Source organism: Microbacterium sp. ER1 (genome assembly GCF_023383675.1).
Classification (GTDB): domain Bacteria; phylum Actinomycetota; class Actinomycetes; order Actinomycetales; family Microbacteriaceae; genus Microbacterium.
Genome location: NZ_QCXO01000130.1, coordinates 71,429 through 83,906, shown reverse-complemented (window position 1 = coordinate 83,906; position 12,478 = coordinate 71,429). Strand labels below are relative to the sequence as shown.

The 12,478-nt window shown below is 70.7% G+C and carries 11 protein-coding genes and 1 tRNA gene; 7 read left to right on the top strand and 5 right to left on the bottom strand.

Annotated elements, in window-relative coordinates; translation table 11 throughout:
• Positions 1-66: 66 nt before the first annotated feature.
• Complete coding sequence (locus tag BV453_RS06475) at positions 67-1,200, bottom strand: hypothetical protein (RefSeq protein ID WP_249521160.1); 1,134 nt, start codon at positions 1,198-1,200, stop codon at positions 67-69.
• A 173-nt stretch (positions 1,201-1,373) separates the two neighbouring features.
• A tRNA-Ala gene (locus BV453_RS06470) sits at positions 1,374-1,446 on the bottom strand.
• A 135-nt stretch (positions 1,447-1,581) separates the two neighbouring features.
• Between BV453_RS06470 and BV453_RS06465 the strand changes: the two genes are divergently transcribed.
• The 5 genes from BV453_RS06465 to BV453_RS06445 all read left to right on the top strand — a co-directional run bounded on the left by BV453_RS06465 (position 1,582) and on the right by BV453_RS06445 (position 5,906).
• A complete protein-coding gene (locus BV453_RS06465; RefSeq protein ID WP_249521159.1) occupies positions 1,582-2,649 on the top strand; it encodes an NAD(P)/FAD-dependent oxidoreductase in 1,068 nt (355 codons plus the stop codon).
• Between the two features lie 42 nt (positions 2,650-2,691).
• Positions 2,692-3,483, top strand: coding sequence for a hypothetical protein (locus tag BV453_RS06460; protein ID WP_249521158.1), 792 nt, complete (start codon positions 2,692-2,694; stop codon positions 3,481-3,483).
• Entirely contained in the window at positions 3,480-4,007 is a 528-nt protein-coding gene (locus tag BV453_RS06455) for a hypothetical protein (RefSeq protein WP_249521157.1), read from the top strand. The genes BV453_RS06460 and BV453_RS06455 overlap by 4 nt, the downstream gene beginning before the upstream one ends.
• Positions 4,008-4,035: 28 nt before the next feature.
• Positions 4,036-4,692 (top strand): SDR family oxidoreductase, encoded by a 657-nt coding sequence (locus BV453_RS06450; protein WP_025104957.1) that lies wholly within the window; start codon positions 4,036-4,038, stop codon positions 4,690-4,692.
• Between the two features lie 131 nt (positions 4,693-4,823).
• Positions 4,824-5,906 carry a glycoside hydrolase family 3 N-terminal domain-containing protein gene (locus tag BV453_RS06445; RefSeq protein WP_249521156.1) on the top strand — a complete coding sequence of 361 codons (1,083 nt, stop codon included), beginning with the start codon at positions 4,824-4,826 and terminating at the stop codon, positions 5,904-5,906.
• Positions 5,907-5,909: 3 nt separating this feature from the next.
• Here the strand turns inward: BV453_RS06445 and BV453_RS06440 are convergent, their stop codons facing one another.
• Genes BV453_RS06440 through BV453_RS06430 form a run of 3 tightly spaced genes read right to left on the bottom strand, consistent with a single transcriptional unit; the run spans position 5,910 to position 8,476 of the window.
• Positions 5,910-6,773: a 3-methyladenine DNA glycosylase gene (locus BV453_RS06440; protein ID WP_249521155.1), complete on the bottom strand. Its 864-nt coding sequence runs from the start codon at positions 6,771-6,773 to the stop codon at positions 5,910-5,912.
• 1 nt (position 6,774) lies between these two features.
• Positions 6,775-7,800: an App1 family protein gene (locus BV453_RS06435; RefSeq protein WP_025104954.1), complete on the bottom strand. Its 1,026-nt coding sequence runs from the start codon at positions 7,798-7,800 to the stop codon at positions 6,775-6,777.
• Positions 7,801-7,804: 4 nt separating this feature from the next.
• Positions 7,805-8,476, bottom strand: coding sequence for a DedA family protein (locus tag BV453_RS06430; protein ID WP_249521154.1), 672 nt, complete (start codon positions 8,474-8,476; stop codon positions 7,805-7,807).
• A gap of 41 nt (positions 8,477-8,517) precedes the next feature.
• On the opposite strand from BV453_RS06430, the gene BV453_RS06425 reads away from it, so the two are divergent.
• Positions 8,518-9,840 (top strand): anthranilate synthase component I family protein, encoded by a 1,323-nt coding sequence (locus tag BV453_RS06425; protein WP_249521153.1) that lies wholly within the window; start codon positions 8,518-8,520, stop codon positions 9,838-9,840.
• Positions 9,841-9,886: 46 nt separating this feature from the next.
• Positions 9,887-12,451 (top strand): leucine--tRNA ligase, encoded by a 2,565-nt coding sequence (leuS, locus tag BV453_RS06420; protein WP_029989824.1) that lies wholly within the window; start codon positions 9,887-9,889, stop codon positions 12,449-12,451.
• The last annotated feature ends 27 nt before the right edge of the window (positions 12,452-12,478 follow it).

Sequence of the window (12,478 nt, the reverse complement as noted above, 5' to 3'; positions counted from 1 at the left end):
GCGCGGGATCAGGTGGCCTCGCATATCGGAGCCTGTTGTCGCGCGAATGCCTGAGGTCGAGCGGGATCAGGGGAGGTAGCGGTCGACGATCGTGCGGAGCTGTGCCTCGTCGGGTGCCGTGGTCACGCCGGTCACGCGCTGCAGCGTCGCGAACGGGGTCGACGCGGACCCGACGGGAGCCGGCTCGATCTGCGTCTTCCAGTCGGGAGCGATGCGGTCGAGGAGGAGGCCGAGCTGTGCACCCGTGAAATAGGAGTAGTCGCGTTCCAGGACGGTCTGCTGCTCCGGGTCGTCGAACAGCGCGTCGAGACCGTCGGTGAAGGTGCTCTGCACGGGAGTGAGACCTCGTGCTCTGTCGAAGGCCCGCTCGACGTAGGTCGCCGTCCCCTCGATGGCCTCCAGCTCGATCTCCGCTTTCAGGGTCGGCCACGTCGTGTAACGCGCCATGCGCACGGTGGCGAGGTCGGAGGCGAGGGTCGCCAGCGCCTGCGGATCGGTCTCCGATTCGACCCGGTCGAAGATCCGCGCCTCCACGCGCAGCAGCTCGTACTGCGCCTCCGTGTGCGGGTAGTCCGGTATCGCGCCGCCGGCCTCCCACGGCCAGGCGCCGGGCGCTTCCGGGTCGAGCCCCTGCTTCGTGACGTGGAAGTTCTCGTGCAGGGAGAAGCGCTGAAAGCCCTGCGACGTCGTGGTCTCGGTGTCGAGCATCGTCTGGTTGTACTTGAACGCGAGGACATCATCGCCGCCCACCTCGATCACACCGAAGTTGGACGGGGCGTACAGCAGCGCGTCCCCGACGGCGAACGTCCGGCTGATGCGGACGTCATCGAGGTGGGTGGCCCCGGGGACGTCGATCTTCGTCATTCCGGAGGTGTCCGTGACACCGCTCATGTTGACGAGGATCGCATGCGACCAGAAGGAGCTCTTCTCCCCGTCCGTGCGCAGCAGAACCAGCGGTTGGTCCTCATACCGGTAGGCGTCCGTCCAGATCTCCGCCGCATGTGCGGCTGCGACGTCGTACTGCTCCGACAGCTGCGTGAGCATCTCCTTGTCGGTGGCGTCGAGGCCCTCGTAGTCCGACGGGGTGGGAGCGAGGAGGCGCCAGGCGATCACCCCGCCGATCCCGAGCGCGAGGACGGCGAGAACACCGAGGATCACGGGAGCGAAGCGGCGACCGCGTCGCGCGACGGAAGCATGCATATGTAACACGCTACCGTGATGACTGTTTCGTCTTCGTATGCTCCTCAGTCAGGCGATGGCGCGGCATCAGGCAGGGAGGGTGGTGAATGCCTGATGGAGCGCGGGCGCCTGATCTCGCGTGATGAAGCACGCCGCGGAAACACGAAAACCCCCGGCGAACCGAGGGTCTTTCGTGGACCTGAGGGGACTCGAACCCCTGACCCCCTGCATGCCATGCAGGTGCGCTACCAGCTGCGCCACAGGCCCAGACGCTGTTCCGGAGTGCTCCGGGCAACGTGAAAACACTACTACACGAATCCGCATCCGCACCAATCGGGACGGGCCGCCCGGGCGCGTCGGGGCGCGAGGAACATCCGGAGGAGCGACGGCGTTCGATCCATCGTGAGCACTCTCGACAGCATCGTGATCGGCGCCGGCCAGGCCGGGCTGTCCGCGTCGTTCCACCTGCGCCGCCGCGGGATCGAGCACGTCGTCCTGGATGCCGATGCTCGCGCCGGGGGAGCGTGGCAGCACCGGTGGGACGCTCTCACGATGCGCGACGTGCACGGGGTCGCCGAGCTCCCGGGCGACACCGCGCCGCCGCGGGACGAGCGGCGGGCCAACATCGCGGTACCGGAGTACTTCGCCGCGTACGAGGAGGCCCACGAGCTGCCGGTGCTGCGGCCGGTGCACGTCCGCCGGGTCCACGATGACGACGGCGTCCTGGTCGTCGAGGCCGACGAGGGGGAGTGGCGCACCCGCACCCTCGTCAACGCGACCGGCACCTGGACGCAGCCCTTCCTCCCGCACTATCCGGGGATGGAGACGTTCCTCGGGGAGCAGTTCCACACCGTCGACTACCCGGGTCCGGAGCACTTCCTCGGCAAGCGGGTGCTGGTCGTCGGCGGCGGTGCATCCGCCGTGCAGTTCCTCGGCGCCCTCGCTCCCCTCACCGAGACCCTGTGGGTCACCCGACGCCCGCCCGTCTGGCGCGATGACGACTTCACACCGGAGGCCGGTGCCGCCGCCGTCGCGCTCGTCGAGAAGCGGGTGGCGGCCGGGCTGCCCCCGGAGAGCGTGGTCAGTGTCACGGGTCTCATGCTGCGCCCCCAGGAACGGGAAGCGGAGCGCCTCGGCGCGTACGCCGACCGTCGACCGCTCTTTCAGCGCATCGAGCCCGACGGCGTGCGCTGGGCCGACAGATCGTTCGAGCGGGTGGACGTGATCCTGTGGGCGACGGGGTTCCGGCCGGCCATCGGCCACCTCGCCCCGCTCCACCTGCGCAGTGCCGCGGGTGGGATCCAGCTCGACCGCGGCGGCCGCGGTACGACGGCGGTGGCCGACCCCCGGGTGCAGCTCGTCGGGTACGGCCCCTCCGCGAGCACCATCGGCGCGAACCGAGCGGGGCGAGCCGCTGCGGCCGGTGTCGTCCGGGCGCTCGCGAAGACGGGAGCCGCGGTCTCGTCCTGACTGGTTCGTCGTCCGGCGCGTCCTGTGGATACGCTGGGAGGCATGCTGCGCATCGTCCTGACCGTCGTCTGGCTGCTGCTCTCCGCGTGGCTCGTGGTGTGGGTGGGGGAAGGCCTGTTCGGCGTGAACCAGCGGGAGTCGATCCTCCCCTTCGTGAGCGGTGACGGCCTGGGCGGACCGATCGTGATCGGCGTCGCCTGGGGCCTGCTGCTCACCTTCGGCGGATCGATGTCGGGTCTGGCGCGGCGTAAGAAGGTCCGCGGGCCGACGCAGATCGGCGTCGGCACCGTCGTCGAGATGTCGCGCACCGGCGTGACCGTGAACGACGTGCCCCAGTACGACCTGTTCATCCGGGTCAGCCCCAGCGTCGGCGACGACTTCATCGGACAGCTGCGCATGCTGCTCGACGCCGGTGACGTCGGAGCGCTGCAGGTGGGGCAGCCCGTCCCGGTCCGCTACAACGTCGACGACCCCGACACGGTCGAGCTCGCCGACCTCAGCGACCCGAGCGTCCGAGAGGCGATGCTCCAGTGGCGCATCGACCGGGGCCTCATCGACCCGTCCCAGGTCCGCGCGCGTACGACGGGGACCCAGGTGCCCGCGTCCGTCGTCGAGGTGCGTCCGACCGGACGGCGCCGTGAGGGGCAGAGCGAACTCGCGCTGAAGGTGCTCGTGGCCCCCGAGGGGGCAGAGCCGTGGGAGGCCGACACCACCGTGTTCGTCTACCCGCAGGCCGTGTCGCGCCTGCAGGTCGGGGCACCGATCTGGGCGTTCTACCGGCGGGAGGACCCGCACACGGTCGCCGTCACGATCGAGAAGGAGGCGGCACGATGAACCCCCTCGACACGCTGATGTGGCTGGTGAACTTCCCCGCCGCGCACGGCTATGCGATGGTCTTCATCGCGGCGTTCTCGATCCTCGGGCTGTTCGCGGTCTCCGCGCGAGGCACGACCGGAGGGGGCTCGCTGCGGGCTGTCCGTGAGCGGGAAGGCCTTGTTCCGGCGGGCACGCGATCCAGGGGGAACATCGGCGGCTCCGTGGTCCGCGTGTTCTTCCGCGTCCTGGCCTTCGTGATGCTCGGTTCCCTCATCATCGGGATCCTGAGCCTGACCGGTGTCCCGGTGACCCGCGCGTACATCTTCGAGAACGGTCGTCCCACCACGGGCACGGTCGACGGGGACTGGGTGACGTTCACGGCGGCCGACGGCACCGAGTACACGCTGGAGAGCGACTTCTTCACCCCCGCCGTGTACCCGGACCGTGACGCGTGGATCCCGACCGGGACGCCTGTCGTCGTGCGGTACCTCCCCTCGCATCCGCAGGCCTTCGTCATCGACAGTTCGCAGACCCCGGGCTGACGTCAGTCGGGGCGCGTAGGGTGAAGACATGTCGCGCATCCTCGTCTTCGGCGGCCACGGCCGCATCGCCCTGCTGCTCGCCCCGCTCCTCGTCGCCCGCGGTCACGAGGTCACCGGGGTGATCCGGAACCCCGATCACGTGACGGAGGTGGAGGACGGCGGCGCGATCGCGCTCGTCGCCGACATCGAGACCATGGACGTCGACGCCCTCACCGAGATCATCCGCGGACACGACGCCGTGGTGTGGTCGGCGGGTGCCGGAGGCGGGAGCCCGGAGCGTACGTACGCGGTCGACCGCGACGCGGCGGAGCGGACCATGGACGCGGCGGAGCGCGCGGGCGTGCGACGCTACGTCATGGTGTCGTGGATCGGCTCCACGGCCGATCACGGCGTGCCGGAGGACGACTCCTTCTTCCCGTACGCCGATGCGAAGTGGGCCGCAGACGAGCACCTGCGCGCTTCCGACCTCGACGGGACGATCCTCGGCCCCGGCACGCTGACCTTCGACGACCCGACCGGTCGCATCCGCATCGATCCGGAGGGGCGCGGCGAGGTCTCCCGCGCCGACGTCGCGGCGGTCATCGTCGCCACCCTGGAGGACCCGGGCACGATCGGGCGCACGATCCGCTTCGGCAACGGCGACGAGGAGACCTCGGTGCCGATCGCCGAGGCGCTCGCGCGCTGAGGGCGATGAAGCGGAGTCGGTCCCTCGGGCGCCGGGCACGGCGAGGTGCCGGCGCCGCGCTCGTCCTGACCGCCCTCGTGGGAGGTGCCTGCGCGTCGGCGGCTGCCCAGTCCAGTCCGGAGCCCGCTGAGGTGGTATCGGTACAGGCCGCAGAGCCCGGCGCGACCCGAGAGCAGGCCGCCGCCCTCGTCGCGGACATGAGCACCGCGGAGCAGGCATCGTCCATCGTGATGGGACACATCGGCGGGACCGATCCGGCGGCGCTGCGTGCCTATATGCAGTCGGGGCTCGGCGGATTCATCCTCATGGGCGGGAACATCCCGGCCACGGAGGAAGAGCTCCGCACGCTGACGGCCGCGCTGACCGTCGACCCCGCCCTCCCGCCGCTGATCGCCGTGGACCAGGAGGGCGGCATCGTCTCGCGCCTGCCCTGGGACGCCTTCCCGGCGTCGACGACCCTTAAGAGCCGTCCGGTCGCCGAGACCTCGGCAGCCTTCGCGGCCCGCGGCGCGCTCGTCGCGCGCGCCGGGATCACCGTCGACTTCGGTACCGTCGCCGACGTTCCCGCGGACCGCGGCTCGTTCATCTTCGGGCGGGCCCTCGGCACCGATCCGGAGAGTGCCGCCGACCGCACCGTGGCGGCGACCACCGCCCAGGAGCACTTCGTCGCGTCCACCCTCAAGCACTTCCCCGGGCACGGAGCGGCGCCGGGCGACTCCCATCACGCGATCCCGAGCACGGGCATGACGAAGGCCGCCTGGCGCGAGACGGACGGCGTCCCGTTCGCCGCCGGCATCGAGGCCGGCGCCTCGGTGCTCATGTACGGCCATCTCGCGTACACCGCCGTGGACTCCCGACCGGCGTCGCTCTCCGCGGAGTGGCATCGCATCGCGCGGGAGGAGCTCGGCTTCGACGGCGTGGCCGTGACGGACGACCTCGGCATGCTGCTGTCCTCGGGGGATCCCGCATACGCCGACCCCGTCGCGAACGGCGTCGCCGCGGTCGCGGCCGGCAACGACCTCGTGCTCATGATCGCGGGGTCCACCGCCCAGACCGCGACCGACATGGCCGCGGGGATCGCCGCGGCGGTCGACGCCGGGACGCTGCCCGCCGACCGGCTGGAGGACGCGGCGACCCGGGTGCTCACCCTGCGTCTGCAGCTCGCCGCAGCGTCGTCGTCGTGGGGCGTCTGCGGGGACTGCGCCGCCGGCTGACGCTCAGGCGGCGGCGCGCTCGTCCGGGCCGAGCCAGGCGGTGAGGAGGGAGGCGCGGAGGGCGGCGCCACGGTCCGCGAAATCACGCTGGCGCCGGACGTACTCGGCCTTGCCCTCCGGCGTCTCGATGCGTACCGGTTCGACGTCCCACGCCGACAGGTCGTACGGGGCGGCCTGCATGTCGAGCAGCCGGATGTCGCGCGCCAGCTCGAACGCGTCCAGCAGCAGCTCTCCGGGAACGAGCGGGCCGAGCTTCATCGCCCACTTGTACAGGTCCATGCCGGCGTGCAGGCAGCCGGGCTGTTCGAGGAGGGGCTGATCCTCTCTCGTCAACGCCGCCCGGTTGCGAGGCACCGCCTCCGGAGTGAAGAACCGGAAGGCGTCGAAGTGCGTGCAGCGGAGATCGTGCGCTTCCACCACGGCATCCGTGCCCGCCTGCCCCAGCCGAAGGGGGACGGCATGCCGATGCTCTGCGGCGCGGTAGACCATCGCCCATTCGTGCAGACCGAAGCAGCCGAACTGCCCGGGCCGGGAACCCGTGCGGCGCAGCATGAGGGCGACGAGGCGAGCGAGCTCGGGCTTCTCGGCGGCGAAGCGCCCGGCATCCGGCGTCACGCCGGCGGGGGTGACCCCGGGGGCGTACCAGCGCCATGCCGCCCGCTCGGGGGCTTCCTCCAGCTCCACACCCGCTCCGGGATGCCAGCGGCGGAGCTGCGCGGGCTTGTAGCCGTAGTAGGTGAAGAGGAAGTCCCACACCGGGTGCTTCTCGCCGCGCGTCACACGGTCTCGGTGCGAGGCGGTCAGCGCGTCGGCCCGCTCCCGATGCGCGTCCTTGCGCCGAAGCCAGTCGTCACGGGTGAGGATCATGTCAGTGCAGGATGCCGGCGTCGCCGAGCTGGTCGCGCAGGCCCGCGCCGTCCTCGGCACTCACCCACGGCACCTCGTCCGCGTCATGGGATTCCATCTCGGCACGGCCGCCGGCGAGCACCGCCTCGGCAGGCAGCAGCCGCCGGATCGCGACACCCGCGACCGAATCCGGGTACTCCTCCTGGAACTGCGTGTAGATCGCCTCGTCATGCTGGCCGTCGTCGCCGATCAGGAGCCACTTGATGTCGGGGAACTCGGTGGCCAGTCGCCGGAGGTTCGTGAGCTTGTGGTCGCGCCCGCTGCGGAACCAGCGATCGTGCGTGGGGCCCCAGTCGGTCAGCAGCAGCGAGCCGGCGGGGAAGAGGTGACGGCCGAGGAACCGTGACAGCGTGGGGGCGACGTTCCAGGCGCCGGTGGAGAGGTAGACCATCGGAGCCCCCGGGTGCTGCCGGAGCAGCTGGTCGAGCAGCACGGCCATCCCCGGGACCGGGATGCGGGCGTGCTCATCGACGACGAACGAGTTCCAGAAGGCGATGAAGGGCCGGGGGAGCGCCGTGACCATGACCGTGTCGTCGACGTCGGAGACGACGCCGAACCGGGTGCTCTCCGCGACGACGAAGGCCCGCGCCTCGATCGGCTCCTGTCCCTCGACGGTGATCGTGAAGGTCTGCCAGCCGGGTTCGAGGTCGGCGCGGATGACGGTGTCGATGACGCCGCCGCGGTCGGCGACCACCCGATGCGTGCTGTCGCCGACATGCACGTCGACCGAGGCGAAACCCACGGGGATGCCGACGAAGCTGCGCCAGCCGCGGATGCTCGCCGGTTCCCCGTCGCGGCCTCGGCGCTGCGGCGGGACGATCAGCACGCGACCGAGCACACGGACCCACCCGGGGCCGCCGTAGCCCGGGAAGGGCAGCACGGTGGCGCTCCGGCCGCGGCGGCGCGCTCGTCCCTCGCGCCACACGTGCAGGCGGTGCTCGAGACGGGCGAACCAGTGGATCCTGGGCGCCGGGGGTGCGGGGGCCATTGCCTCAGTCTTTCACGTCGGCGTCGGACTCCGCCGCCGGGGCCTCCAGATGACGAGCTTCGAGACGGTGCAGCAGCCGCTTGCCCAGGTAGGCGAGCACGAGGAACAGGGCGATGACTCCGACGAACAGGTAGCCCGCGAAGTGCACGCGGTCGACGAGCTCGCGGAAGCTCCCGGCCGCCAGCGAGGTGACGCTCACGTACGCCGAGGCCCAGATGATGCAGGCCGGGGTCGTCCAGGCCAGGAAGCGCCGGTAGGGGTACTCGCTCATCCCCACTGTGAGGGGGACGAGGGAATGGAGGACGGGGAGGAAGCGGGAGAGGAAGATGGCGATGCCGCCGCGTCGGGCCAGGTAGTTCTCCGCGCGGACCCAGTTGTGCTCGCCGATGCGCCGTCCGAGCCAGGAGGCACGGATGTAGGGGCCCAGCCAGCGGCCGAGCCAGAAGCCGACGCTCTCGCCGATGAGGGCGCCGACGACGACGGCCACGCCCATCGCGATGCCCTCGAGGGGAGTGGCGACGCCCATCGAGGCGATGATGACGATCGTGTCGCCGGGGACGATGAGGCCGATGAGGATGCTCGTCTCCAGCATGACGGCGAGACCTGCGACCAAGGTGCGCGTGACCGGATCGATCGACTGCACGGTGTCGAGGAGCCAGAGCAGGAGGTCGTCCACCCCATGAGGATACGGGAGCAGCCCGGTCCTAGGCTGGAAAGGTGCCCGACCGCCTGACCCCCCGAGCCCTGCCGTCCTGGGCGGCGCCGGAGCGACTTTTCGCGGTGCTCGCGCAGCGGCAGGCGGACGTGTTCTGGCTCGATGCGGGCGCTGACGCCGCCGAGGGATGGAGCTTCCTCGGCACCGGGGTCGCGGAACCGCTTCCGGAGGACGTGCGACTGGATGCCGGGTCCGTCGAGGCCGGAATGCCGCCGTTCCGCGGGGGATGGGTGGGCTGGCGCGACTACGAGAGCGGAGCCGCGCGCGCGGGAGCTCCGGTCGCCACCGAGCCGGAGCCGGAAGCCCGGACGTGGCTGCGCGTGACCAGGGCCGTGGCGGTCGATCACGACGCGCACCGCCTGTGGCTTCTCGCCCCGGAGGAGGAGACCAGTGAGGGGGAGCGCTGGCTGCAGTCCCTTCTGAGCGACGCCGGCCCCGAGGCGCCTACGCCGCGGGCAGTGGAGGACCGACACGTCGCCGAGGCCCGCCATACTCCCGCCGCGTACGAGCAGCTCATCGACCGCTGCCGCGACCTCATCCACGCCGGGATCGCCTACCAGCTCTGCCTCACGACGCGGTTCACCGTGCCCGGGGCCCACGACCCCGTCGCGGTGTACGGGCGGCTCCGGGCGGCGACGCCGGCGCACCACGGGGGATTCTTGCGCATCGGGGGACGTGCGCTCCTCAGTGCCAGCCCTGAGCAGTTCCTCCACGCCGGCGGGGGCGTCATCCGCACCCGTCCCATCAAGGGCACGCGTCCTCGGGGCGCCGATGCCGCGACCGATGCCGCGCTCGCCGCAGAGCTCGCCGCGGATCCGAAGGAGCGGGCCGAGAACGTCATGATCGTCGACCTCATGCGCAACGACCTCTCCCGGGTGTGCGTCCCGGGGTCGATCCGGGTCGACGGTCTCTGGGAGGTCGAGAGCTATCCGGCCGTGCATCAGCTCGTCAGCACGGTCAGCGGCACGGCCGCGGAGGGGATCACGGTCGGGGCGCTGCTGGAGGCGGCGTTCCCCGCCGGGAGCATGACCGGAGCACCGAAGCTGTCGGCGATGACACAGCTGCGCGACCTCGAGGGCGCCCCTCGCGACATCTACGCCGGCTGCTTCGGCTACATCGGCGTCGACGGTGCTCTTGATCTCGCGATGGTCATCCGCAGCATCGTCGTGGACGAGGAGGCGGCGTTCGTCGGCGCCGGTGGCGGGATCACGTGGGGATCGGTGCCCGCGGCCGAGGTGCGTGAGGTCGCCACGAAGGCCCGAGCCCCGCTCGCGGCGCTGGGCGCGGAAATGCCCGCCACCTGGCGTTCCGATATCCTGAACTGATCCCGTTTTTCCCTTCAGATTGGTCGTGCGTTCGTTGTCCGAGAACATGTCCACCGCTCCCGTCGACGAGGAGTTCTCCTCGCCGCACGCCATCCAGGCCAAGTGGCAGAAGTACTGGGCGGAGCACGAGACGTTCCTCACGGGCGGAGACGACGACACCCGGCCGCGGCGCTACGTGCTGGCCATGTTCCCGTACCCCTCCGGCGACCTGCACATGGGGCACGCGGAGAACTACCTCTACTCCGACATCGTCGCCCGCTTCTGGCGTCACCGGGGCCACAACGTCCTGAACCCGATCGGGTGGGACTCCTTCGGGCTGCCGGCGGAGAACGCCGCAATCCGCCAGGGCGCCGACCCGCGCGAGTGGACGTACCAGAACATCGCGCAGCAGAAGGTGGGCTTCCAGCAGTACGGCGTCTCGTTCGACTGGAGCCGGGTGCTGCACACGTCCGACCCCGAGTACTACCGCTGGAACCAGTGGCTGTTCCTGAAGATGTACGAGCGGGGCCTGGCGTACCGGAAGAAGAGCCCGGTCAACTGGTGCCCGAACGACCAGACGGTGCTGGCCAACGAGCAGGTCGTGGACGGGCGCTGCGAGCGCTGCGGCTACGAGGTCGTCAAGAAGAAGCTCACCCAGTGGTACTTCCGCATCACCGACTACGCGGACCGCCTGCTCGACGACCTGAACCAGCTCGAGGGGTTCTGGCCGCACAAGGTGCTGCAGATGCAGCGCAACTGGATCGGCCGCTCCGTCGGCGCCGACGTCGACTTCCGCATCGAGGGGCGCGAGGAGCCGGTGACGGTGTTCTCGACGCGCCCCGACACCCTGCACGGTGCGACCTTCTTCGTCGTGGCGCCCGACGGCGACCTGGCCGCCGAGATCGCGGCGGACGCTGAGCCCGAGGTGCGCGAGCGCTTCCAGGCCTACCTGGCCGAGGTGCAGAAGACCACCGACATCGATCGGCAGTCCACCGACCGTCCCAAGACGGGCGTGTTCCTGGGCCGCTACGCGATCAACCCGGTCAACGGCGAGAAGCTGCCGATCTGGGCGGCCGACTACGTGCTGGCCGACTACGGGCACGGCGCCGTCATGGCGGTCCCGGCACACGACCAGCGCGACCTCGACTTCGCACGCGCGTTCGACCTGCCGGTCAAGGTCGTCGTCGACACCACCGCTCCGGTCACCGGTGCCATGCCGGTCATCGAGGTGGACGAGGACGGCGTCCCGATCGACGCCGACGCCGCGCTCGACGAGCAGAACCCGGCGAAGACCGGCGTCGCGCTCACCGGGGAGGGGCGCATGATCAACTCCGGTCCGCTGAACGGACTGTCGAAGCGCAACGCGATCGCACGCGCCATCGAGCAGCTGGAGGCCACGGGGACGGGCCGGGCGGCGAAGAACTACCGCCTGCGCGACTGGCTGATCTCGCGTCAGCGGTTCTGGGGCACGCCGATCCCGATGCTCCACACCGAGGACGGCCGCATCGTCCCGGTGCCGGAGGACCGGCTGCCGGTCAAGCTGCCGAGCGTCGAGGGCCTCGACCTCAAGCCGAAGGGGACGTCCCCGCTGGGCGGCGCCGAGAGCTGGGTGCGCACGACGGATCCGGAGACCGGCGACCCGGTGCTGCGCGATCCGGACACGATGGACACCTTCGTCGACAGCTCCTGGTACTTCCTCCGGTTCCTGTCGCCGAACAGCGACACGGTGGCGTTCGACCCGGCCCAGGCGGCGCGCTGGGCCCCGGTGGACTCGTACATCGGCGGTGTCGAGCACGCGATCCTGCACCTGCTGTACGCACGCTTCATCACCAAGGTGCTCTTCGACATGGGGCTGATCGACTTCACCGAGCCGTTCTCCAACCTGATCAACCAGGGCATGGTGCTGCTCGACGGACAGAAGATGTCGAAGAGCAAGGGCAACCTGGTGCTGTTCCAGGAGGAGCTCGACGCCCACGGTGCCGACGCGCTCCGCGTCGGTCTGGCCTTCGCCGGTCCGGTGGAGGACGACAAGGACTGGGCAGACGTGTCGACCACCGGTGCGCAGAAGTTCCTCGCGCGCGCCCTGCGGATCGCGCACGAGGTCGCCAGCCCCGTCGACGTCGTCTTCGACGGGGGCGACGCGGCGCTGCGCCGTGCGACGCACAAGCTGCTCGCCGAGGCGCCCGCGCTGGTCGAGCAGACGAAGTTCAACGTGCTCGTCGCCCGTCTGATGGAGCTGGTCAACGTGACCCGGAAGACGATCGACGGCGCTGCCGGTGCTGCCGACCCCGCCGTCCGTGAGGCGGCGGAGACCATCGCCGTCATGCTCGACCTCATCGCCCCGCACACCGCGGAGGAGATGTGGGAGATCCTGGGACACGAGCCGTCCGTCGGCCTCGTGTCGTGGCGCTCCGCCGATCCGGCGCTGCTCGTCGAGGACACCGTCACCGCGGTCGTGCAGATCGGCGGCAAGGTCCGCGCGCAGCTCGAGGTGCCGGCACGCATCGGCGAGGCCGAGCTCGAGGCGCTGGCGCGCGCCGATGAGCGCGTCATCCGGTCGATCGGCGATCGGGAGATCGTCAAGGTCGTCGTGCGGGCCCCGAAGATCGTCAGCATCGTCGTCAAGGGCTGAGTCCTCGGCGTGCTCCGCGGTTCCGCC

Bases quoted from the DNA above. Each gene is read 5' to 3' on its own strand.
- BV453_RS06450 (WP_025104957.1), top strand. From the start codon at position 4,036: ATGTCGCGCATCCTCGTCTTCGGCGGCCACGGCCGCATCGCCCTGCTG.
- BV453_RS06440 (WP_249521155.1), bottom strand. From the start codon at position 6,773: ATGATCCTCACCCGTGACGACTGGCTTCGGCGCAAGGACGCGCATCGG.
- BV453_RS06455 (WP_249521157.1), top strand. From the start codon at position 3,480: ATGAACCCCCTCGACACGCTGATGTGGCTGGTGAACTTCCCCGCCGCG.
- leuS (WP_029989824.1), top strand. From the start codon at position 9,887: ATGTCCACCGCTCCCGTCGACGAGGAGTTCTCCTCGCCGCACGCCATC.
- BV453_RS06435 (WP_025104954.1), bottom strand. From the start codon at position 7,800: ATGGCCCCCGCACCCCCGGCGCCCAGGATCCACTGGTTCGCCCGTCTC.
- BV453_RS06460 (WP_249521158.1), top strand. From the start codon at position 2,692: ATGCTGCGCATCGTCCTGACCGTCGTCTGGCTGCTGCTCTCCGCGTGG.
- BV453_RS06475 (WP_249521160.1), bottom strand. From the start codon at position 1,200: ATGCATGCTTCCGTCGCGCGACGCGGTCGCCGCTTCGCTCCCGTGATC.